Source organism: Amycolatopsis sp. QT-25 (assembly GCF_029369745.1).
Classification (GTDB): Bacteria; Actinomycetota; Actinomycetes; order Mycobacteriales; family Pseudonocardiaceae; genus Amycolatopsis.
This window is the reverse complement of the sequence record NZ_CP120210.1, coordinates 3,000,463-3,020,828: the sequence shown is the minus strand read 5'-3', so window position 1 is coordinate 3,020,828 and position 20,366 is coordinate 3,000,463. Positions and strand designations below refer to the sequence as shown.

The 20,366-nt window shown below is 68.6% G+C and carries 21 protein-coding genes; 14 read left to right on the top strand and 7 right to left on the bottom strand.

The window, feature by feature from the left end:
- The first annotated feature begins 182 nt into the window (after positions 1-182).
- The 11 genes from P3102_RS14165 (at position 183) to P3102_RS14115 (ending at position 10,439) form a co-directional block, all read left to right on the top strand.
- The gene (locus P3102_RS14165) at positions 183-1,475 is read left to right on the top strand and encodes a helix-turn-helix transcriptional regulator (protein WP_276371167.1); all 1,293 of its coding nucleotides are present in this window, start codon (positions 183-185) and stop codon (positions 1,473-1,475) included.
- Positions 1,472-2,209: a hypothetical protein gene (locus P3102_RS14160; protein ID WP_276369597.1), complete on the top strand. Its 738-nt coding sequence runs from the start codon at positions 1,472-1,474 to the stop codon at positions 2,207-2,209. Before P3102_RS14165 ends, P3102_RS14160 begins: the two co-directional genes overlap by 4 nt.
- Positions 2,200-2,796: a dCTP deaminase gene (dcd, locus tag P3102_RS14155; RefSeq protein WP_276369595.1), complete on the top strand. Its 597-nt coding sequence runs from the start codon at positions 2,200-2,202 to the stop codon at positions 2,794-2,796. Before P3102_RS14160 ends, dcd begins: the two co-directional genes overlap by 10 nt.
- A complete protein-coding gene (locus P3102_RS14150; protein ID WP_276369594.1) occupies positions 2,780-3,862 on the top strand; it encodes a thiamine-phosphate kinase in 1,083 nt (360 codons plus the stop codon). The genes dcd and P3102_RS14150 overlap by 17 nt, the downstream gene beginning before the upstream one ends.
- A 248-nt stretch (positions 3,863-4,110) precedes the next feature.
- Positions 4,111-4,872, top strand: coding sequence for a 3-oxoacyl-ACP reductase FabG (fabG, locus tag P3102_RS14145; RefSeq protein ID WP_276369592.1), 762 nt, complete (start codon positions 4,111-4,113; stop codon positions 4,870-4,872).
- Between the two features lie 3 nt (positions 4,873-4,875).
- Entirely contained in the window at positions 4,876-5,328 is a 453-nt protein-coding gene (locus tag P3102_RS14140; RefSeq protein WP_276369590.1) for a MaoC family dehydratase, read from the top strand.
- A gap of 91 nt (positions 5,329-5,419) precedes the next feature.
- Positions 5,420-6,445, top strand: a complete 1,026-nt coding sequence (locus P3102_RS14135; protein ID WP_276369588.1) for a phosphotransferase family protein — start codon at positions 5,420-5,422, stop codon at positions 6,443-6,445.
- A gap of 3 nt (positions 6,446-6,448) precedes the next feature.
- Positions 6,449-7,672 carry an acyl-CoA dehydrogenase family protein gene (locus tag P3102_RS14130; RefSeq protein WP_276369586.1) on the top strand — a complete coding sequence of 408 codons (1,224 nt, stop codon included), beginning with the start codon at positions 6,449-6,451 and terminating at the stop codon, positions 7,670-7,672.
- A complete protein-coding gene (locus tag P3102_RS14125) occupies positions 7,669-8,850 on the top strand; it encodes an acyl-CoA dehydrogenase family protein (RefSeq protein ID WP_276369584.1) in 1,182 nt (393 codons plus the stop codon). Before P3102_RS14130 ends, P3102_RS14125 begins: the two co-directional genes overlap by 4 nt.
- A complete protein-coding gene (locus tag P3102_RS14120) occupies positions 8,847-9,962 on the top strand; it encodes an acyl-CoA dehydrogenase family protein (RefSeq protein ID WP_276369582.1) in 1,116 nt (371 codons plus the stop codon). Before P3102_RS14125 ends, P3102_RS14120 begins: the two co-directional genes overlap by 4 nt.
- Positions 9,963-10,046: 84 nt before the next feature.
- Positions 10,047-10,439, top strand: a complete 393-nt coding sequence (locus P3102_RS14115) for a hypothetical protein (protein ID WP_276369580.1) — start codon at positions 10,047-10,049, stop codon at positions 10,437-10,439.
- Between the two features lie 3 nt (positions 10,440-10,442).
- Here P3102_RS14115 and P3102_RS14110 read toward each other — a convergent pair whose 3' ends face one another.
- The 3 genes from P3102_RS14110 to P3102_RS14100 form a co-directional block, all read right to left on the bottom strand.
- Positions 10,443-11,060, bottom strand: coding sequence for a TetR/AcrR family transcriptional regulator (locus tag P3102_RS14110; protein ID WP_276369578.1), 618 nt, complete (start codon positions 11,058-11,060; stop codon positions 10,443-10,445).
- Positions 11,061-11,669: 609 nt separating this feature from the next.
- Positions 11,670-12,539 (bottom strand): 3-hydroxyacyl-CoA dehydrogenase family protein, encoded by an 870-nt coding sequence (locus P3102_RS14105; protein ID WP_276369576.1) that lies wholly within the window; start codon positions 12,537-12,539, stop codon positions 11,670-11,672.
- Between the two features lie 25 nt (positions 12,540-12,564).
- A complete protein-coding gene (locus P3102_RS14100; protein ID WP_276369574.1) occupies positions 12,565-13,398 on the bottom strand; it encodes a hypothetical protein in 834 nt (277 codons plus the stop codon).
- A 622-nt stretch (positions 13,399-14,020) separates the two neighbouring features.
- Here P3102_RS14100 and P3102_RS14095 point away from each other — a divergent pair.
- Entirely contained in the window at positions 14,021-14,509 is a 489-nt protein-coding gene (locus P3102_RS14095; protein ID WP_276369572.1) for a carbonic anhydrase, read from the top strand.
- A 43-nt stretch (positions 14,510-14,552) separates the two neighbouring features.
- Here P3102_RS14095 and P3102_RS14090 read toward each other — a convergent pair whose 3' ends face one another.
- Both P3102_RS14090 and P3102_RS14085 read right to left on the bottom strand, forming a co-directional pair.
- Positions 14,553-15,338, bottom strand: a complete 786-nt coding sequence (locus P3102_RS14090; RefSeq protein WP_276369570.1) for an SDR family oxidoreductase — start codon at positions 15,336-15,338, stop codon at positions 14,553-14,555.
- A complete protein-coding gene (locus P3102_RS14085; RefSeq protein WP_276369568.1) occupies positions 15,335-16,087 on the bottom strand; it encodes an SDR family oxidoreductase in 753 nt (250 codons plus the stop codon). The genes P3102_RS14090 and P3102_RS14085 overlap by 4 nt, the downstream gene beginning before the upstream one ends.
- A gap of 111 nt (positions 16,088-16,198) precedes the next feature.
- Here P3102_RS14085 and P3102_RS14080 point away from each other — a divergent pair, with 111 nt between their 5' ends.
- Positions 16,199-16,813 (top strand): TetR/AcrR family transcriptional regulator, encoded by a 615-nt coding sequence (locus P3102_RS14080; protein ID WP_276369566.1) that lies wholly within the window; start codon positions 16,199-16,201, stop codon positions 16,811-16,813.
- A gap of 559 nt (positions 16,814-17,372) precedes the next feature.
- Here the strand turns inward: P3102_RS14080 and P3102_RS14075 are convergent.
- On the bottom strand, positions 17,373-18,332 hold the full coding sequence (locus tag P3102_RS14075) for a YafY family protein (RefSeq protein ID WP_276369564.1): 960 nt from the start codon (positions 18,330-18,332) through the stop codon (positions 17,373-17,375).
- A 151-nt stretch (positions 18,333-18,483) separates the two neighbouring features.
- Here P3102_RS14075 and P3102_RS14070 point away from each other — a divergent pair, with 151 nt between their 5' ends.
- Positions 18,484-18,939: a nucleoside deaminase gene (locus P3102_RS14070; protein WP_276369562.1), complete on the top strand. Its 456-nt coding sequence runs from the start codon at positions 18,484-18,486 to the stop codon at positions 18,937-18,939.
- Here the strand turns inward: P3102_RS14070 and P3102_RS14065 are convergent.
- Positions 18,936-20,195, bottom strand: coding sequence for a GGDEF domain-containing protein (locus P3102_RS14065; protein WP_276369560.1), 1,260 nt, complete (start codon positions 20,193-20,195; stop codon positions 18,936-18,938). The genes P3102_RS14070 and P3102_RS14065 overlap by 4 nt on opposite strands.
- Positions 20,196-20,366: the final 171 nt, after the last annotated feature.

Sequence of the window (20,366 nt, the reverse complement as noted above, 5' to 3'; positions counted from 1 at the left end):
CGAGTCATGCGCCCCAGGACCAGGGAGAACAGGCCTTTCACGGTGTTCCGCGGCTTGTGACACGACGTTGACCCACGCGTCGGCACGGTCCGATTCACTTGCTGTACTCTCCCCGTTGTGCACGTTCAGTCACCGCCCTTCCATGCCCGCCAAAAGTAGGTAAGTCCGTGTCAAGTGCCTACATAAAGCCTACCTCGGCAAGCGGCGAGCCGGTAAGCCCCGATGCGGAAACCGTTACCGCGTCGGATGTCGGCCGGGAGCTGCGGCGGTTGCGCAAGGCCGCCGGCGAGACGCAGGCGGAGACCGCCCGGATCGTCGGGGTCACCAGGGCGAATCTGACCCAATGGGAGACCGGCAAGTACCTGCCGTCGGCGCACAACGCCCGCCGGCTCGACGACCATTTCCGTGCCGCGAACGCGCTGGTCACATTGGCGGAGACGGCCCGTTCCCCCCACGAACACCTCCCATCGGTCCTCGGCGACGCCGGCGTCGTCGACACCTCTCGTTCCCTGTTGCAGGTCTTCCACACCGTCGGCGCGAAACTCGCCGGGCACCTGATCCGCGACGCCGACGGCAAGCCGCTGGGCTGGCGGCACAACCTACAGAAGGACACCGGGCCGAAGGCTCTCAGCACCGCGTACGGGATCAACACCATGCTGTTGGTAGGCGATCCCTACATCGACCTACATACGCTCGCCGAAGATCTCTACCGGCTGCAATCGGACCACGGCTGGCGGGGCCGCGCGGGGGGCAAACGGCCGGAAACCACCGCGTCGGTGGTGGACGCGTTGTTCCGTACCAGCACGATGTCCGCCGACGAAGGGCTGGACCTGCTCGAAGGGTCACTCGACCCGTACAGCCGGACCCGCCCGTACCTGCTGTCCGCCGTGTTGCACACGGCGGTCCGGCTGCGGCCGGACGCCCCGCTGACCGACCGGCTGATCGACGCCCTCCTGGCGGCCCGGCTCGACTTCGGCGGCGCACGCCTGTGGCCGGAAAAGAACGAAGCCGGGCTCGTCGCCCCGGAGGCTTCGGTGGTGCACACCGCACGGTCGGTCGTCGTCCTGCGGGACGTCCTGTGCGGCCGTGAAGATCGCAACGACGTCCGTGAGGCGGCCGACGAAGCCACACAATGGCTCATCGACCGGTCGCATGCGGACGATGGCGTGGCCGAGGATCTCGAAAGGCCTCGCCCCGACGGGGAAGGAACGACCCGGATCATCATCCGGCACTTCACCGCAGCCTGGGTCGTCCAAGCGCTCGCCACCGCCCCCTTCCTGCCCCTCCCCCGGCTCAACCGGGCGCTCGGAACCCTTTGGGAGCGCTACGACGCCGATCAAGGGCTCTGGGCTTGGGGAAGCGGCGACCTACCCATCTGGCAGACGTTGGACGCCGTCACCGCGCTCCGCGCGGCCGCCTTGGCCGCCGCCGGGCCCCCGCTCAGCCCTCCAGGAATTCCAGGTACGACTCCATGATCGACACCCCACCCTCGGCTCTCACGACCGCGCCCGCGTTCCTCCGTGAGGTCACCGGCACGCGACCCCGCCACGGCGACGCGGACCTGCCCTGGCTGCGCGCGGTCGCGCACCGGGTCCAGGACGCTCCCGACGTCTTCCTTTCGTGGCTCGAGGAAATCCTCGGCGACGAAGAGGCCGTGCGTGCCGCGGCGAAACGTTCTTACTGGCATCCCAACGGATTCGCCAAAATGGTGCTCCACGCCTCGGCCGATTTCCGCATCCGGCTCCACGTCTGGCCGGAATCCGCGGAACCGTCCCGTGGCGAGTCCAATCCGCACAGCCACCGGTGGGAATTCGCCTCGGCCATCGTCGCGGGCGAAGGTCTGCACATGGTCGAATTCCGCGAAACGACCGAAGGCGGGAAGGCGTACACCCGGTACCGCTACGGCGCCGACCCGGCGAATCCGGCCGCCTTGCTCGCGGACGGCGGAGCCCGGCTCGCAGTGGAGGCGGCCCCGCACGTCCGGCGTGGCGACGTCTACTCGTGCGACACCGCCATCGTGCACACCGTCCGGCCCATCGAAGCGGGATTGACCGCCACGGTGGTGGTCCAAGGGCCGCACCGCGCCGGCACCACCGTCGTCTACTGCGAACCGGGCCAGACCGACGACCAGCCCAACGGCGAACTGACCGAGACCGATTTCCGGGCACTGGTCGGCGCCGTCGCGAAAGCGGTGGCGCCGTGCCGTTGACCTGGCCCGTCCCGCGCTGCGGGATACTGACCGACCGGGCCATCAAACGCGCGCACCGGAACGGGGAATTGACGATCACCCCGTTCGAGCCCGGTCTCGTCCGCCCCGCCGCGATCAGCCTGCGGCTCGGTCACGAGGCGTTCGCGCTGGAATCGACCGGCACCGTCGACATCGCCGACCGGAGCACGTATCCGGACCTGCGCCCGAAGGAACTCGACGCCGAAGGCAGGCTGTGCGTCGAACCCGGCGAAGTCGTTCTCGCACCGACACTGGAGAAGATCGGGCTTTCGGAGAAGCTCGCCGGTCTCGTCGACGGCACGAGCGACTACGCGCGGCTCGGCATCGGCGTCGTCCTGTGCGGTCAGGTCAGCCCCGGCTTCGGCAACGAGACCGGGGCCGTGTTGACCCTGGAGATCGTGAACCACCTGCGGCATCCGGTACTCCTGCACCCCGGAACGCGGATCTGCAACCTGATGCTGTTCGCTTCCACCGGCAGTGACCAGCCCTACGGCACGATGCCGAACAACTATTCCAGCGACCACAACGTCGCCCCGTCCCGATTGGCGGATCATGTCGGGCGTCACTGAACTGTCGCCGATCGCCGACGACGTCCGCCTCGGCGACCTCGGCGAGCACGCGATCCTGGAGCACATCCTGCGGCCGCGCTACGGCGGTGTGCGCGGTTTCGGTGACGACTGCGCCGTCCTCGACGCCCCGGAAGGGCTTCGCGGCGAACTGGTCGCCACCACCGACAGCTGCCCCACCCCGCTGGTCACCATCCTGGGGGAAACGGACCCGTACCACGCCGGCTGGCTGCTGGCGACGATCAACCTGTCCGATCTGGCGGCGGCGGGCGCCACCCCGCTCGGCCTGGTCGTCAACTACACCCTCCCGAAGAAGACCACCGCGGGCGAGTTCCGGCGACTGCTCGACGGCGTCGACGACTGCACGGAGGTCCACGGCACCAAGGTCGTCGGCGGCGACCTCCGGGACGGTCCGGTCCGGCAGCTCACCGCGACGGCGATCGGCCGATGCGTCCCCGGCGGACGGCTCGGGCGCGCGGGCGCCGAAGCCGGTGATCGCCTGCTCCTGGTCGGTTCACCGGGATATCTGTGGGCGTACGCGTTGCTCGTCGAAAAGCAGGCACGGCTCCCCGAGTCCGTCGTCGCGGACATCCGCGAACGCGCCTGCCGTCCGATGGCGCAGGTGGCCGCCGGGAGGGCGCTCGCCGCGGCGGGGCTGGCACGCGCCGCGATGGACGTCTCCGACGGTCTCTTCCCGACCGTGCGGACCCTCTGCGGTGCCAACGGTCTCGGCGCGCGCATCACGACGGACGTCCAGCTGGCCGACGCGCCCGCCGACGTCTGCAAGCAGTCGGGGCGCGGCCGGTTCGCACTCGCCCAGGCCTGGGGCGACTGGACGCTCGTGGTCGCCGTGCGGCCGCAGGACGTCGCGCTCGCCGAGAAGACCCTTGCCGGGGAAGGCGTCGCGGCACAGGAGATCGGCACGTTCCTCCCCCGTGAGAAAGGCATTTCGCTGGACGACGGCGAACCTTGGGCCGGGATCGCGCAGGAGCGGTTCTCGCCCAGTTCGTGGCACGGTGGCGAACTCCCGAAGCTGATCACGGAGGTGCTCGGCAAGCGGGTGAGCTGAGCCCCTGCGGTGAAGGTGGCGATTCGGGTCGAGACTGCGGTCCGTGAAGGCCTCCTTGAGGGACTCTGGGTCCCTCAAGGAGGCCTTCACGGATTCCCCAGGTCGAGGCGCTGACATCGAGGCGGTCAGCGCGGGAGTATCCGTCGTGACCACGATCACAGCGAAAGTCCCGGCCCGGCATCTCTACAAACCGACCGCTCAGTACGGCAGACTCGACGTCACTTCCACTCGACGACGAGGAGTCACCCGTGACCGAACACCCCTCCCGTGTAGCGATCGTCACCGGCGCCGGCCGCGGCATCGGTGCCGCCGTGGCCAAGCGGCTCGCTGCCGACGGGTTCGCCGTCGGCCTGCTGGACCTCGACGAGGCGGGTGTCGAGCAGGGAGCCGAAGCGATCGTCGCCGAGGGCGGCAAGGCCGTCGGTGTCGCGTTGGACGTCAACGACGCCGCACAGGTCGAAGCCGCGGTGACCAGGGTGGCCGAGGAACTCGGCGCGCCGACCGTGCTGGTCAACAACGCCGGCATCACCCGCGACAACCTGCTGTTCAAGATGACCGAGCAGGACTGGGACTCGGTGCTGGGCGTGCACCTGAAGGGTTCGTTCCTGATGACCCGCGAGGTGCAGAAGTACCAGACGCAGGAGAAATGGGGCCGCATCGTCAACCTGTCCAGCACCTCGGCGCTGGGCAACCGCGGTCAGGTCAACTACTCCGCGGCCAAGGCGGGCATGCAGGGCTTCACCAAGACCCTCGCGATCGAACTGGGCAAGTTCAACGTCACCGCGAACGCCATCGCCCCCGGCTTCATCGCCACGGACATGACCGCGGCGACCGCCGAGCGCATCGGCATGTCCTTCGAGGACTTCAAGGCGGCGGCCGCGTCGCAGATCCCGGTGCAGCGCGTCGGCACCCCCGAAGACATCGCCAACCTCGCGTCGTTCCTGGTGAGCGACGGCGCCGGGTTCATCTCCGGCCAGGTCATCTACGTCGCCGGCGGACCGAAGGACTGAGCCATGCGCGAATTCGCCTCCCTGCAGGAGTTCGAGAACGCCGTCGGCGAGCACTTCGGCTACAGCGACTGGCTGACGCTCACCCAGGACCGGGTGAACCTGTTCGCCGATGCCACCGACGACCACCAGTGGATCCACGTCGACGTCGAGAAGGCGGCCGAAGGGCCGTTCGGCGCCCCGATCGCCCACGGTTTCCTGACACTTTCGCTCATTTCGGGTTTCGTCGGGAAGCTCTACCGGGTCCACGGGCTCAGGATGGGCATCAACTACGGACTGAACAAGGTCCGGTTCCCGCAGCCGGTCAAGGTGGGGGCGAGCATCCGGGCGGGTGCCGAACTGGTCGAGGTCACCGACGTCTCCGGTGGCAAGCAGGCCGTCGTCCGGTGGACGATCGAGATCGACGGCGAGCCCAAACCGGCGTGCGTCGCGGAGATGGTCGTCCGGCTGATCGCCTGAGAAGGTGACCTCCGGCACCTCGCCGGGCCACCTCTACCTGACATACCGACCGGTCGGTACTGTCATCGGAAAGCAAGTTGCTGGAGGCACCATGAACCAGTCCGACCTGCCGGGCCTCGACCTGGTGAGGCTCAGGGCCCATCTGGACGAGCACCGGCCAGGGCTCGTCCGGGGTGCCCTGAGCGGCCAGGTCGTGGCGGGGGGCCGGTCCAACCTCACCTATCTCGTGGGCGACGGCCGGTCCCGCTGGGTGGTCCGCCGCCCGCCGCTGGGCCACGTCCTGCCGACCGCGCACGACATGGGCCGCGAGTTCCGGGTGATCTCCGGCCTGCACGGCACGGCCGTCCCGGTGCCGGAAACCGTGCTGCTGTGCGAGGACACCGACGTCATCGGCGCGCGGTTCTACGTGATGGAGTTCGTGGAGGGCACACCCTTCCGCTCGGACACCGAACTGGCCGCGCTGGGCCCGGCCAGGACGAAGGCGATCGCGGACGAACTGGTCGACACCCTGGTCGAGTTGCACGCCGTCGATCCGGAGTCGGTGGGGCTGGGTGATTTCGGCCGTCCGGAGGGCTTCCTCGAACGCCAGTTGCGGCGCTGGAAGAAGCAGCTCGACGGCAACCGCAGCCGTGCGCTCCCCGGCGTCGGCGAACTGCACGACCGGCTGGCGGGTTCGGTGCCGGTTTCGGGCGAGCCGTCGATCGTCCACGGGGATTACCGCCTGGACAACGTGCTGGTGAACGCCGACGACCGGATCACCGCGGTGCTGGACTGGGAGATGTCCACCCTCGGCGATCCGCTGACCGACCTGGCGCTGCTGGTGGCCTACGCCGAACGCGACAAGGTGTCCTTGCGGTTCGTGTCGAACGCCAGTTCCGCGCCGGGCTACCCGCGCAACGACGAGGTCGTCGCGCGTTACGCCGAGCGGTCGGGCCGCGACGTCTCGCGGCTCAACTGGTACGTGGGTTTCGCGTTCTTCAAACTGGCGGTGATCCTGGAAGGCATCCACCTCCGCTACAGCAAGGGCCAGACCGTCGGTGCCGGCTTCGACGGCATCGGCGCGGGCGTCGTTCCCCTGATCGCGCACGGCAACGAGACTCTCAAGGAAGAGGGATAACGGATGGACTTCGCCTTCGACGCGAAAACCGAGGAACTGCGGGGAAAGCTCCTCGAGTTCATGGATTCGCACATCTACCCGGCCGAGGCCGTCTTCGAACAGCAGCTGGCCGAGCGCGACAGTGAATGGTCGCAGCCGCCGATCGTCGAGGAACTCAAGGCCGAGGCACGCAAGCGCGGACTGTGGAACTTCTTCCTCCCCGGTGACCACGGCGCCGGTCTCACGAACCTCCAGTACGCGCCGCTGGCCGAAATCACCGGCCGCAGCCTCCGGCTCGCGCCGACGGCGCTGAACTGCGCGGCCCCGGACACCGGGAACATGGAAGTCCTCACCATGTTCGGCACCGAGCGGCAGCAGAAGCAGTGGCTCGAACCGTTGCTGGAGGGCGAGATCCGGTCCGCGTTCGCGATGACCGAACCCGACGTCGCCTCCTCCGACGCGCGCAACATCGCCACCGGCATCCGGCGGGACGGCGACGAGTACGTCGTCAACGGCCGCAAGTGGTACATCTCCGGCGCGATGAACCCGAACTGCAAGATCTTCATCGTGATGGGCAAGACCGATCCGGACGCCCCGCCGCACAAGCAGCAGAGCATGATCCTGGTCCCCCGCGACACGCCCGGCATGACCGTGAAACGCGGTATGCACGTGTTCGGCTACACCGACGGCGATCACGGCGGCCACGCCGAAGTGGTCTTCGAGGACGCCCGCGTGCCGGCGGAGAACCTCGTCGCCGGTGAAGGCGACGGGTTCGCCATCGCGCAGGCCCGCCTCGGACCGGGACGGATCCACCACTGCATGCGCGCCATCGGCATGGCCGAACGCGCGCTGGAACTGATGTGCCGCCGGGCGCTTTCGCGCGAGACCTTCGGCAAACCGATCGCCGAACAGGGCGTGGTGCAGGACTGGATCGCCGAGGCGCGGGTCAAGATCGAGCAGCAGCGGCTGCTGGTGCTCAAGACCGCGTGGCTGATGGACACCGTCGGCAACCAGGGCGCGCACACCGAGATCCAGGCGATCAAGATCTCCACGCCGATCACCGTCGAGTGGATCCTCGACAAGGCCGTGCAGTTGTTCGGCGCCGGCGGGGTCAGCCAGGACTTCCCGGTCGCCGAGATGTGGGCGCAGGTGCGGACGCTGCGGCTGGCCGACGGCCCGGACGAGGTGCACAAGCGCTCGCTGGCGCATCGTGAACTGAAGAAGTACCGCGCGGAGGCAGCGAAGTGACCACTGTGGACGATCTCCGGCAGCGCGTGGCCGATCTGCTGGCCGCGCATCCGCCGGAAAGCACGCCCCGGCAGGACTTCCTCGACGCCCGGTTCGACGCCGGGCTGGCATGGATCCATTTCCCCGAGGGCCTCGGCGGGCTGACCGCGCCACGTTCCCTCCAGTCCGTCGTGGACAAGGAACTCGCCGCGGCGGGCGCGCCGGACAACGACAAACGGCGGATCGGGATCGGCCTCGGCATGGCCGCGCCGACCATTCTCGCCTTCGGCACCCCGGAACAGCACCAGCGCTTCCTGCGTCCACTGTGGACTGAACGCGAGGTGTGGTGCCAGTTGTTCAGCGAGCCGGGCGCCGGATCCGACCTCGCCGCACTGGGCACCCGCGCCGTCCGCGACGGCGACGACTGGGTGGTCACCGGACAGAAGGTCTGGACGTCGGGCGCGCACAAGTCGCAGTGGGCCATCCTGGTCACCCGCACCGATCCCGACGTGCCGAAGCACCGCGGCATGACGTATTTCCTGTGTGACATGACCGCCTCGGGCGTGGAGGTCCGGCCACTGCGCCAGATCACCGGCGAGGCCGAGTTCAACGAGGTCTTCCTCAGCGAGGTCCGCATTCCCGACGCGCATCGCCTCGGCGCGGTCGGTGCAGGCTGGAAGGTCGCGCAGACCACGCTGATGAACGAACGGGTCGCGATCGGCGGGACCGAGTTCCCGCGTGACGGCGGCATGGTCGGTGTCGTCACGGAAACCTGGCGTGAGCGCCCGGACCTGCGCACGTCCGAACTGCACGACAGGCTGCTGAAGCTGTGGGTGGAGGGCGAAAGCCTGCGCCTGGTGAGTTCGCGGCTGCGGCAGCAGCTCGCCGCGGGCGCGCCGGGACCCGAGGGGTCCGCGGTCAAGGTCGCGTTCTCCGAACTGAACCAGGCCGCGTCCGGGCTGGAGATCGAACTGCTCGGTGACGAGGGCCTGCGCTACGACGACTGGACGATGCGGCGTCCCGACGGCGTTGACTTCCTCGGCCGCGAGGCCGGTTACCGCTATCTGCGCGCGAAGGGCAACTCCATCGAAGGTGGCACCTCGGAGGTGCTGCGCAACATCATCGCCGAGCGCGTGCTGGGGCTGCCCTCCGAGCCGCGGATCGACAAGGACGTCGCCTGGAAGGACCTGCCCCGATGAGCGACCTGTTGTATTCCGAGGTCGAAGAGGACCTTCGCGCGAGCGTCCGCGACCTGTTCTCCGGCCGCGCCGCACCGGCGGCCTTGATCGCCAGGACCGAGTCGGCGGAGCCTTACGACCTGAAGTTGTGGCGCACACTCGCGGCCGACCTCGGCGCCGCGGGCCTCGCCGTCCCCGAGGCACTGGGCGGGCACGGCGCTTCGGCGCGGGAGGTCGCCGTCGTCATGGAAGAGCTCGGGCGCAGCGTCGCCCCCGTGCCCTATCTCGGCAGTGCCGTCCTGGCGACGTCGGCCCTGTTGGCGACCGACCCGTCCCAAGCGGAAGTGACGGAAAGACTCGGGAAACTGGCGGCGGGCACGCTCATCGGCGCGCTGGCCGTCCCGCTGTCGACAGCGCCCGGCTCCGAATTCCCCTCGACGGTCACCGCGACCGCGGACGGCACGCTCAACGGTCAGGTCCGGAGTGTCGCCGACGCTTCGGTGGCCGAACTGCTCGTCGTGCCGGCGGTGGGGCCCGACGGTCCCGGCCTGTACACGGTCGACGTGGCGTCGGCGGGCGTGACGATCACCGAGGCGATTTCCCTGGATCTCACCCGGCGCATCGCCGACGTCGGCTTGGAGAACGTGACCGCGAAGCGGGTCGCCGTCTCTTCGGCCGCGGTGTCCGCTTTGGACACCGCGCTCGTGACGGCGGCGGGGCTGCTCGCGTCCGAACAACTCGGGATCGCCGAGTGGGCCTTGGCCGAAACGGTGCGCTACCTCAAGGAGCGCTACCAGTTCGGCCGTCCGGTCGGTTCGTTCCAGTCACTGAAGCACCGGCTGGCGAATCTGTACACGGATCTGGTCAACGCCAGGGCGACCGCGCGGTACGCCGCCGACTGCCTGGCTTCCGGTGACGACATCGCGATCGCCGTCGCGGTGGCGCAGGCCCGCAACTCCCCCATCGCCGTCCACGCCACCGAAGAGGCGATCCAGCTGCACGGCGGGATCGGCATGACCTGGGAGCACCCCGCGCACTTGTACTTGAAGCGCGCGAAGAGCGATGAGATCGCTCTCGGCACTCCTGGGCGGCATCGCGCGGCTCTCGCGCCGCTGATCGACCTGCCCGCCTGAGCTCCCCCGGCGGGGTCCGCCCGGAAACTGTCGGACCCCGCCGGTACAACTCTGTTCGAACATCCGAGCGAACAGGGAGTCATCATGAAGCTCCTCGTGGCCACTTCGAGGACCCAGGGCACGCGAGAGAACGACTTCGACCACTGTGTCGAAGGCGAGCTGATCTGGATCGCCCCGCGCTGCGACGACGGCGAAGATTCGGCGGATTCCGAATGCGGTTGCGGACGGTCCTTCGACGGGCTGAACTCGCACCTCGGGACGACGACGGCGCTCGTCGCCGAGCTGCCCGGCTTCACCTACTCCGACTACGCCGAAGCGTTGCGATCGAGCTTGGCCGCCCAGGGCCGGCCACCCGAAGCCGCCGACGACGCGGCGACAGGGCTGCTCGCCTTCACTTCCGGATGGGAGGTGGGAACAGTGCTCGAACGTCGCTGCGCATGGTTCGCCGAACGGCTCGTGTCCGCGCCGCCGGGCTGAGCGCTACTCGGGTCGCAGCGCGGCCAGCAGGAGATCGGCGAAATGGTCACCGATCTGGCGGGCCGAAAGCGCACCGCCACGCCGGTACCACGAACCGAGGTGGTGCACCGAGCCGAAGAAGAAGTCGACGATCACGTCGGCCGGTTTGTCCGCGCGGAATTCGCCCGACTCCTGGCCCTCCTCGATCAGCGTGCGGAACCGCTCGTGGTACTTACGGCGTTCCGCGCGGACCGCCTTCTGCTTCTCCACGCCGAGCTGGTGCATGGACTGCATGAAGATCGTGTTGTCGTCGAGGTTGTCGATCGTGCTGACGACGACGTCGGAGCCCGCGGAACGCAACCGCTCCCGCAGCGGCGCCTCACTCGAGGCCACTTTTTCCAGTTGCTCGGTCTGCGCGCGCAGCACCCGGGCGTAGATCTCGTAAAGGAGGTCGTCCTTGGAGCCGAAGTAGTGGTACATCGCGCCCTTGGTGACCCCGGCCGCCTCGACGATCTCCTGCACTGAGGTCCGGTCGAACCCCTTCTTGGCGAAGAGCTTCGTGGCGTGCGACAGCAGACGGCGCGGCACGGCGGCCTGATCTTCGCCGCCCGTTTCGGCCTTCCGGGTGGTCGCTGGTGTCATGGCCGGCTCCTTCTCGTGCGGACACTCAGCATACCGGTCGGTTTGTCGAGATATGGGGAACGGGACCCCCAATCCCCTCCTCGCAGCGAGCGGCCGAAGTGCGGATCGTCGTTCCGTGCAGGGCCTCTGGGTGGTACATGAAGGCGCACCGGCGCAGCCGACCTCACCCTGCCGAAATACACGAAGGCCTGCGATCAGCCCGAGCCGGTGTCCGAGACGCTCTTGATCCTAAGCGTCCTCACCACTCACGATCCTGGCGCGAGGCTCCGCAAAACGCCCGATCGGGCACTGATGCCTGCTCCGAAGTCCCTTGTGGACGGTCTTCGCGCACCGGATCTCTATGGCGATCACGCCATTCATGGTTTCGGCGCCCGGACACGTTCGCCCTACCCCTCGATGAAGCCGGTATCACCGAGTCTCACCACGCGGTCCACTGGCCGACAACGACACCACATGGCAGGGCGGGTTCGCCCCCGTGCCTGCGGGGAACGCCGTCGAGTGCGGGGCCGCGACCGTATCGGTCGTCGTCGGAACGACCGTCGGCTTCGTCACCGCACCCGGCGGGCATCACTGATCAGTACCCGAGCAAGTCCACTCCCCGCTGCGGCTTCAGGACCGTTGGTAGGTGTAGAAGCCCTCGCCTGTTTTGACCCCGAGCTTGCCCGCGTCGACATAGCCGTGCAGCAGTTCCCGTGGCCCAGTGGGCAGGTCGGGATTTTCGTCCGCGTAGTGGTTTTCGATGTCCAGCACGACATCCAGCCCTACCTGGTCCATCATCTGGAACGGCCCGACGGGCAGGTGCCAGTTGATCCGGAACATCCCGTCGACGTCCTCGGGGCGGGCGACGCCTTCGGCGACCACTTCCAGGGATTCCCGTTTGATGGCCGCCCAGATGCGGTTGAAGATGAACCCCACACTTTCCTTGCGAGCCTCGAACGGGTGAATGTCGAATTCAGGAAGCACCGCCAGCAGGGTGTCCAGCAGGCCGCGATCGGTCTCGCCGTCGGACATGAGGTCGACAGCCGGGGAGCCAGGCGGCATATAGAAGTGCATATTGCACAGACGAGACCTGTCCCGCACCTTCTCGGCCATCTGCCGCGACGGGTAGGACGACGAGTTGGTGGCGAAGATCGTGTCCGCGGGGGCGGCCTCGTCGATCTGGCCCCACAGCGGAATTTTGATGTCCAGCCGCTCGGGCACCGCCTCGACGGCCAGCCAGGCGCCGTCGAGAGCCGCTTTCACCGACGTCGCGGCCTCCGCGCGGCCGGGCTCACCGTGGCCCCGCTCGGCGACGACGTCCGGCAAGGTCTTCGCCACGTACTCGGTCGCCGCGGCGGCCTGTTCGGCACTCGGGTCGTAGATCCGCACCGTGCCTCCCCGCGAGGCGAACATCAGCGCGATCCGCCGTCCCAGCGTCCCCGCGCCGAACACCGCCACCGGGCGGTCGCGGATGTCCTCGAAGTCGTACGTGTACGCCATGCTGCTCTTGCCTTTCGTGCCTTGTTCAGTCGCTGATTCCGGCGATCCCGGAGATCGGTTCGTGCAGGTCCGCGAAAACCCGTGAGCCGCGGCCGTGTCCTTCCGATAGCGCTACGACGGAAATCCGCCCGCCGAGATCGGACACGTACACGACCCCGGCTTCGTCGTCCACGGCCAGACCGATCGCCTCGTGGAAGCCATCCGCGAGCATCTGCGGCGCTGCGCCCCGACCACCCGGCAGCGGGATCGGTGCGCGATTGAGCGTGTTCCCCGACGGCGCGGCCCCGCGATCGGTCCAATAGAGCCAGTCGCCGCTGATCTCCAGATCGATCGGTTCCGGCAGGTGCTCCCACAACAACTCGACGTCCGGGCGATCCGACGCGGTCACCTCGTCCGGCATCTCCAGACCCGCCCGGAAAATCCGGCCCTGCCCACCCTTCGCCGGCCCCTTCTGTGTCCAGTACAGCCACCCTGCGGCGGGATCCACCGCGACACCGACACACTCCTGCCGCCCAGTGGAATCACGGCTGTTCACCACCAGGTCGGTCAATCCCGTCCCGTCCACCCGCACACGGCTCACGCGGCATCCCTCGCGGTCTCCCCAGTACAGGGTCGTGGCTCCGTCGGAGACGAGCTGCTTGCCGGTGGTGATCGACCCGGCCGGGACCACGTCGCGCGCGCCACCGCCGTCAAGGTCCACCCTGTGCAGCCCGCCATCGCGCCGCGAGTAGTCCAGGCCCTGTTCCCCTGTCTTCCCGGGTATCCGAGCGGGATTTCCCATCGTGGTCCAATAGACGGCATCACCCAGGACCACGACACCATCGGGAAACGCCCCGGCTCGCTCGTGGAGAACCGTCACGCGACCGTCCGGGACACCGACCCGATAGATCGACCCCGATCCGATTCCGAGTGCGACGATCCCTCCGAACACCACAAGAACGCCCCGTCCTCCGAACCATCAGATCCACCTCGCTCGCCCGGCGAGCCAAGGCCCGTCGTCACGAGTCCGTCGCCGTGCCCCGCAAGAACAACACAGATCATCGGTCTCCGCTCGTCACTGGGTCACCCAGACGGTGTCGGCAGGCCGAGGAGAAACAGTGGTATCCCGGCCCACGACACTGGCCTCACCGTGGCTTTCTTCGAGGACGCGGATCGTGCCGCGACGCAAGGCGGCAAAGCCGACAGGCGGACGAAAAACGAGCGTCCGTGGCTGCCTTCGGCGTCCGATCAATCCCTGGATCAGTCGCAGGGCTGTGACGGCCTCCTTCCTTCGCTGAAGGCAGGAAAGGAGACCTGCACGTACTTCGACAGGGTGAGGGTCCGGTTTCGTCGGCTGTGCCGGTGGGCCTGGGGTACACCAGAGAGTGGCCGATCGCCCGGCGAAGATCGACCTCGGGAACCGGTCCCAGCTCCTGGGCACGGTTGCGCATGCGTGCATCCGAACGGTGCAATCATCCGCACTCCAACCGGAAGGGACCACCATGTCGGTCACCGACGAACTCCTGGCCAACAACGCCGACTACGCCGCACACTTTTCCGGACCACTGCCCTTGCCGCCCGCCAAGCACGTGGCGGTGCTCGCCTGTATGGACGCGCGCATCAACGTCTACGGCGTTCTCGGCCTGCAGGAGGGCGAGGCCCACGTCATCCGCAACGCGGGCGGCGTCGTCACCGAAGACGGGATCCGTTCCCTCGCGATCAGCCAGCGGCTGCTCGGAACCGAGGAGATCGTCCTCATTCACCACACCGACTGCGGAATGCTCACTTTCACCGACGACGATTTCAAGAAGTCCATTCAGGAGGACGTCGGCGTCAAACCGGCTTGGGCCGCCGAGGCGTTCGACGATCTCGACGAGGACGTCCGTCAATCGCTCGCGCGGATCAAGAACAGCCCGTTCATCCCCAAGAAGGATTCCGTGCGCGGTTTCGTGTTCGACGTCGCCACGGGAAAGCTGAACGAAGTCGGCTGAACAGGTGCGGCCGCGCACGGCGAACCCGTGCGCGGTCCGGGGGTCATTCGCCGGTGACCTGCTCCACCTTGCGCTGCAGTTTGTTCATCCCGCCGAGCCAGCGGTCGGTCTGCGTGGCCCGCGCGGCGTAGTAGTCCGCGACCTCGGGATGCGGCAGGACCAGGAACCGGTCGGCGGCGATGGCCTCGAACAACGCGTCCGCGACCTGCTCCGGCTGGATCGCCGAGGCGCCCATCAGCAGTTCACCCGCGGGGCCGGTGTTCTCCAGCATCGCCGTCCGCACGCCCTGCGGGCAGATGGCCTGCACGGTGAGCCCGCGGTGCCGGTAGGTCGCGGACAGCCATTCGGCGAAGGCGAGCGCGCCGTGTTTGGTCACGGAGTAGGACGCCGAACCGAGGCTGGTCAACAATCCCGCGGCCGACACCGTGGCGATGAAGTGGCCGCGGCCGCGCTCGAGCCACGGCGGCAGCAGCAGCCGCGCCGCGCGCACGTGCGCCATGACGTTCACGTCCCAGATCCGCGCCCAGTCCTCTTCGGGCGCGTCCACGCCGCCCATCGGCGCGATGCCGGCGTTGGCGCAGAACACGTCGATCTCGCCGAGGGTTTCGCGCGCGGCCTCGACCAGCGACGCGACCCCCGCTTCGCTCGCGGCGTCACCGGCGACGGCGGTTCCGCCGATTTCTTTCGCGACTTCGGCCGCGGCGTCCCCGTTCAGGTCGCCGACGACGACCCTGGCCCCCTCGGCCGCGAACCGGCGGGCGAGAACCGCTCCGATACCGCCGCCCCCGCCGGTGACGACGACACCGGAACCGATGAACGAGGCGGTCACAGGCCACCCGCCAGCGTGACGCCACCGTCGAGGACCACCGTCTGCCCGGTGATCCAGCCCGCCTCGTCCGAAAGCAGGAACGACACGGCGCTCGCGATGTCCGCCGGCACGCCGAGCCGCTTCATCGGGTACGACTCGGAGACCTCTTCCTCACGACCTTCGTACAGCGCCGTCGCGAACTTGGTCTTGACCACGGCGGGCGCGACGGCGTTCACTCGAATCTTCGGGCCCAGCTCGAAGCCGAGTTCCTTGGTGAGCCGGATCAGCGCGGCCTTGCTGACGCCGTACATACCGATTCCCGGGGAAGCGCCGAGCCCGGCGACGGACGCGACGTTCACCACCGCGCCGCCGTGCTCCCCCATCCAGGCGTCCCGTGCCCGGCGGGTCCACGACAGCGGCGCGAGCACGTTGACGGCGAAGATCTTCGCGGCCGCCTCGGGGTCGATGTCCAGGGCAGGGCCGAACACGGGGTTGATGCCGGTGTTGTTCACCAGCATGTCCAGCCGCCCGAAGGTCTCGATGGTCTTGGCGACGGCCTCGTCCTGGTGCGCGGCGTCGTCGGCCTTGCCGGGAACGGCGACGGCGACCGCCTCACCCCCCAGTTCGGCCACCGCCTCGGCCAGCGGTTCCGGCTTGCGCGCGGTGATGCACACCTTCGCGCCGCGCTCGACCAGGTCCTTGGCGATCCCCAGGCCGATCCCCCGGCTGGCGCCGGTGATGATCGCGACGCGATCCTTGAACGAGTTCACTCTGCGATCTCCTCTGTGTTCACTGGCTAAGCGAGCGCTCACTTACAATGGGAAGGTCCGGAGACGGTGTCAAGCCCGCCATCCGGAACGAGCTTCTGGGAGGATCTGCGGATGACCGTGTCGCTGTCGGCCGAACTGTGGCCCGACGTCCAGCCGGAAACGGCACGGCGGCTGATGCTGGCCGGGGTCGAATCCTTCGCGCGGCGTGGCTATCACGCGACGACCACCCGTGACATCGCCTCGGCGGCGGGGATGAGCCCCGCGGCGCTGTACGTGCACTTCCCGTCCAAGGCCGCGCTGCTGTTCGCGATCTCCAAGTACGGCCACGAGCAGACGCTCTCGCTGGTCGAAAGCGTCGTGGCGCGGGAGACCGACCCGGTCGAGCGGATCCGGCTCCTGGTCGAGGACTTCGTGGCCTGGCACGCCCGCAGGCACACCGTCGCCCGCGTGGTGCAGTACGAACTGCACGCGCTGCCGGACGAGGAGTTCGAGATCGTCGCGAAACTGCGCCGCCGTATCGAGCAGATCGTGCGCGAGGTCATCACCGAAGGCGCGCGGGCGGATGTCTTCACCGTGGGTGACCCGCACACCGCCGCCAGAGCCGTACTCTCGCTCGGCGTCGACGTCTCCCGCTGGTACAGCGAACGAGCCCGCCAGACCCCCAAGAAACTGGGCCAGGAGTACAGCGAGCTGGTGCTGCGCATGCTCGGCACGAAACTCTCCTGACCAGTACGGATCGTCCTTCGTCGGCGCTACCGCCATCAGCGTGACATACCAACTGGTCGGTATCCAGAGGCGCCCGTTGAGACGTTGAGCACGTACTTGCCCGGACTGCATCGCCCCGCCGGTCGAACCCGCGAAGGCACGTCTTCCATGATCCTCGACCGACACCCGGACAGCACACGACACCGACGCCGACGTGTTGCCGGCCGTGGAGGCGAGCGCGATCGGTTATCCGCTCAAGGACGTGCCGCGCGGCGGCTCGCAAGGAAAGCGTGCTCCCCTCGGTCATCGCGCTGTTGCCCGACCGGGTCCGCCCGCAGCGGCCGGTCACCGAAGCCAAGTCGAATGTGAGGGAGCGCGAAGTCCTCCGAGGAGCATCACCGACCCCTGTGCCCGCTAGGCCGCCGCCGTGGTTTCTCTCTCGTGGGGTACACCCCGGGCGCACCGGCACAGCCGACGAAGACGCGCTACACCGGCACCTCACCCGACCATCGCACGGGCCGGCGCGGCTCGATCGACCTGCCGGCCCGGCGCGCGAAGCGAGCCACAGTCCACTTCGGACTCACACGACCGCATGCGCGAAGCGGTCGGCGACCAGCCTCAGCTTCTCCTTGACCTCGTCGGGCGCCTCTTCCACGACGAAGTCGACGTCCCAGTGGGCGAGGTAGTAAGGCATCACGGAAAGGTCGTTGGAGCCGACCCGGACCCGGCAGGTGTGCTCGTCGATGGCCTCGATCGTGCCGACGGTCGGGGACACGTACTCGGCGAGCGCGTCCGCCGAGGCGTTCACCCGCAGCACCATCTGGTGCGGATACGGCGACGACGTGATCCCGCGGGAGACGTAGGCCGCGAGGTCCTCGGCGGGCGGTTCCCTCGGAGTGAACCGGAAACTGGTGTCGGGGACGCCGTCGACGCGGTCGACGCGGAAGGTCCGCCAGTCGTCACGGTCGAGGTCGAACGCGACCAGGTACCACCGGCGCCCGGTGTGCACGAGGCGCAGCGGCTCGATGCGGCGCTCGCTGACCTCGCCGTTGTGGCTGCGGTAACCGAAGCGGAGCCGCTGATGGTCGCGGCACGCGGACGCGATCACCGTCAGCGCCGCCGCGTCGATGACCGGGACGACACCGCCGAGCGGGATCATCGCGGTGTTCAGCGCGCTCACCCGGTGCCGGAGCCGGGCGGGCAGCACCTGTTCCAGTTTCGTGAGCGCGCGCACCGACGTCTCCTCGATGCCCGACACCGTCCCGTTCGCGGCCGTGCGGAGCCCGACGGCGACCGCGACGGCCTCGTCGTCGTCCAGCAGCAGCGGCGGCAGCGCGGCGCCCGCGCCGAGCCGGTAGCCACCCGCGACACCGGGGGTGGCGTGCACCGGGTAACCCAGTTCCCGCAGCCGCTCGACGTCGCGCCGGACCGTGCGGACGTCCACCTGCAGGCGATCGGCCAGGTCGGCACCCGGCCAGTCGCGCCGTGCCTGCAGCAGGGAGAGCAGTCTCAGCAGCCGTGCCGACGTGCCCGTGGTCATCGGTTCGCTCGCTTCATGGAAGGAGTGTGGCAGACATCGAGGACAGTTCCGGTCCGCATTGAGCCGCGAAGGTGGCATTGGCGGCCTTCCGCTTCGCGTTACCCCTCAGCGGAGCCGTCTTGGCCGTTCACCGAGCCGTAAAGTGATCCGGATGATCGATCCCGCGCATCTGTTGTCCGTCGCCCGTGAAGAGGCCGAACTCGGCAAGGCCGAGGGCGGCGTCCCGATCGGCGCCGCGCTCTTCGACACCGCCGGGGTCCTGCTCGGCCGCGGCCACAACCGCCGGGTCCAGGACGGCGACCCGTCGATGCACGCCGAGACCGCCGCGTTCCGGGACGCGGGCAGGCGGCCGCACTACCGGGACACGATCATGGTCACCACCCTGTCCCCCTGCTGGTACTGCAGCGGGCTGGTGCGCCAGTTCGGCATCGGCCGGGTGATCATCGGCGAGGCGGCCACGTTCGAGGGCGGGCACGGCTGGCTGGCGGAGAACGGCGTCGAGATCACCCTGCTCGACGACCCGGCGTGCACCGCACTGATGACCGAGTTCATCCAGGATCACCCGGAACTGTGGTTCGAGGACATCGGGGTCCCGGCCGAAGGCTAGGTTTCGACCTCGAAAGCGACGGTCCGGTTGCGCCCGGCCCCTTTCGCCGCGCGCAGCGCCTGATCCGCCGCGCCGACGAGCCGGTCGAGCGTTTCACCGGCGGCCGGATGCGAAGCCACCCCGATCGAGACGGTCGCCCCGGCGTATGTCCCACCCAGTGAGACGTACGTCGAGGAGATCCGCAGCCGGATGCGTTCGGCGATCGCGTGCGCGTCGAACCGGCTCGTGCCGGGCAGCAGGACGACGAACTCCTCGCCGCCGAACCGGCCGACGAGGTCCGCCGCCCGGACCTCCGCGCGCAAAGTGTCCGCCACGGCACGGAGAACGTCGTCCCCGACCTGTCGGCCGTGCCGGTCGTTGAGCCGCGCGAAGTGGTCGAGGTCGAGCATCAACAGCGAAAGTTCGGCACCACGGCCGCGAAGCAACTCGAGCTGGGTGCGGGCACCGTCCGACCAGGAAGACGCGGTGAGCAGTCCGGTGCCGGAGTCCGTACCCGCATGGCCACGCAGGGCGCGCATCGTCCCCGCCCGGTGAAGTACCACGAGTGCGCCCGCGAGTACCACGGTGACGAACGGCCAGTCCGCCGCCGACCACGCGAGCAGCAGTCCGAACGCGACCATCGCCGCGTCGAAGGCGAATCCCGAAGGTTCCGCCCCGAATTCGGCCGCCGGCGCGGCCAAGGCTGCGTCGACGGACAGGAAAACCAGACCGGTCGCGAAAACCAATGCGAAACTCTGGAAATCCCTTGCCGCGTCGAGGAACGGCGGCGCGCCCAGCAACACCGGAACGATCGAAGCACCCAGCGCGGAAAGCATGGTGGCGGAAGCCGCGAACACCTGGCGGTGGGGAATTCCGCGCCGGATCCGGCACCAGCGGTATGCCGCCGAAGCGACCACGAGGGCCGCGGCCGGCGCCGGCGGCAGCAGCAACGCGCCCGCGAAGATCCAGGCCGCGTCCAGTCCGGCACCGAGCCGGGTGTCGGCGCGAGACCGCTCGACGGGGCGCGAGAGCTCCGCACTGAGGAGCATTCCCGCCAGCAGGGCGGAAAACGGGAGCAAGGACGAAGGCGTGGGCGGCCTCAACACGAAGAGGTACGCGGTGGCGGCGAAGGCGGCGGCGTCGACGAGGAGCAGGTACCCGATCAGGCTCCGCCTGGGTACTTCCCACAGGCTCCAGGACCCCAGTATCCGCCGCGGCGCGGCGAACCGATCTCTCCGGCCGCGGCTTCCGGTCACCATCAGGGAGTCCCCCACCATTTCGGCAAACTAGCCGGTAATCGTGGTGGTGTCGATCCGCTTTCCGGGTCAAGACCCCCTACTAAGGTCGGTCGTTTCCGCCGGGGATCCCGGTGAATTCTTGACAGTCCTCATTGGTCCAGTCCACTGTGAGTGAGCACACAGTTACCTCCCGGTTGATACGCCGCGTCA

Coding starts and splice junctions, on each gene's coding strand:
- P3102_RS14160 (WP_276369597.1), top strand. CDS start 1,472: ATGATCGACACCCCACCCTCGGCTCTCACGACCGCGCCCGCGTTCCTC.
- P3102_RS14150 (WP_276369594.1), top strand. CDS start 2,780: ATGTCGGGCGTCACTGAACTGTCGCCGATCGCCGACGACGTCCGCCTC.
- P3102_RS14140 (WP_276369590.1), top strand. CDS start 4,876: ATGCGCGAATTCGCCTCCCTGCAGGAGTTCGAGAACGCCGTCGGCGAG.
- P3102_RS14135 (WP_276369588.1), top strand. CDS start 5,420: ATGAACCAGTCCGACCTGCCGGGCCTCGACCTGGTGAGGCTCAGGGCC.
- P3102_RS14130 (WP_276369586.1), top strand. CDS start 6,449: ATGGACTTCGCCTTCGACGCGAAAACCGAGGAACTGCGGGGAAAGCTC.
- P3102_RS14120 (WP_276369582.1), top strand. CDS start 8,847: ATGAGCGACCTGTTGTATTCCGAGGTCGAAGAGGACCTTCGCGCGAGC.
- P3102_RS14115 (WP_276369580.1), top strand. CDS start 10,047: ATGAAGCTCCTCGTGGCCACTTCGAGGACCCAGGGCACGCGAGAGAAC.
- P3102_RS14110 (WP_276369578.1), bottom strand. CDS start 11,060: ATGACACCAGCGACCACCCGGAAGGCCGAAACGGGCGGCGAAGATCAG.
- P3102_RS14105 (WP_276369576.1), bottom strand. CDS start 12,539: ATGGCGTACACGTACGACTTCGAGGACATCCGCGACCGCCCGGTGGCG.
- P3102_RS14095 (WP_276369572.1), top strand. CDS start 14,021: ATGTCGGTCACCGACGAACTCCTGGCCAACAACGCCGACTACGCCGCA.
- P3102_RS14080 (WP_276369566.1), top strand. CDS start 16,199: ATGACCGTGTCGCTGTCGGCCGAACTGTGGCCCGACGTCCAGCCGGAA.
- P3102_RS14075 (WP_276369564.1), bottom strand. CDS start 18,332: ATGACCACGGGCACGTCGGCACGGCTGCTGAGACTGCTCTCCCTGCTG.
- P3102_RS14070 (WP_276369562.1), top strand. CDS start 18,484: ATGATCGATCCCGCGCATCTGTTGTCCGTCGCCCGTGAAGAGGCCGAA.
- P3102_RS14065 (WP_276369560.1), bottom strand. CDS start 20,195: ATGGTGGGGGACTCCCTGATGGTGACCGGAAGCCGCGGCCGGAGAGAT.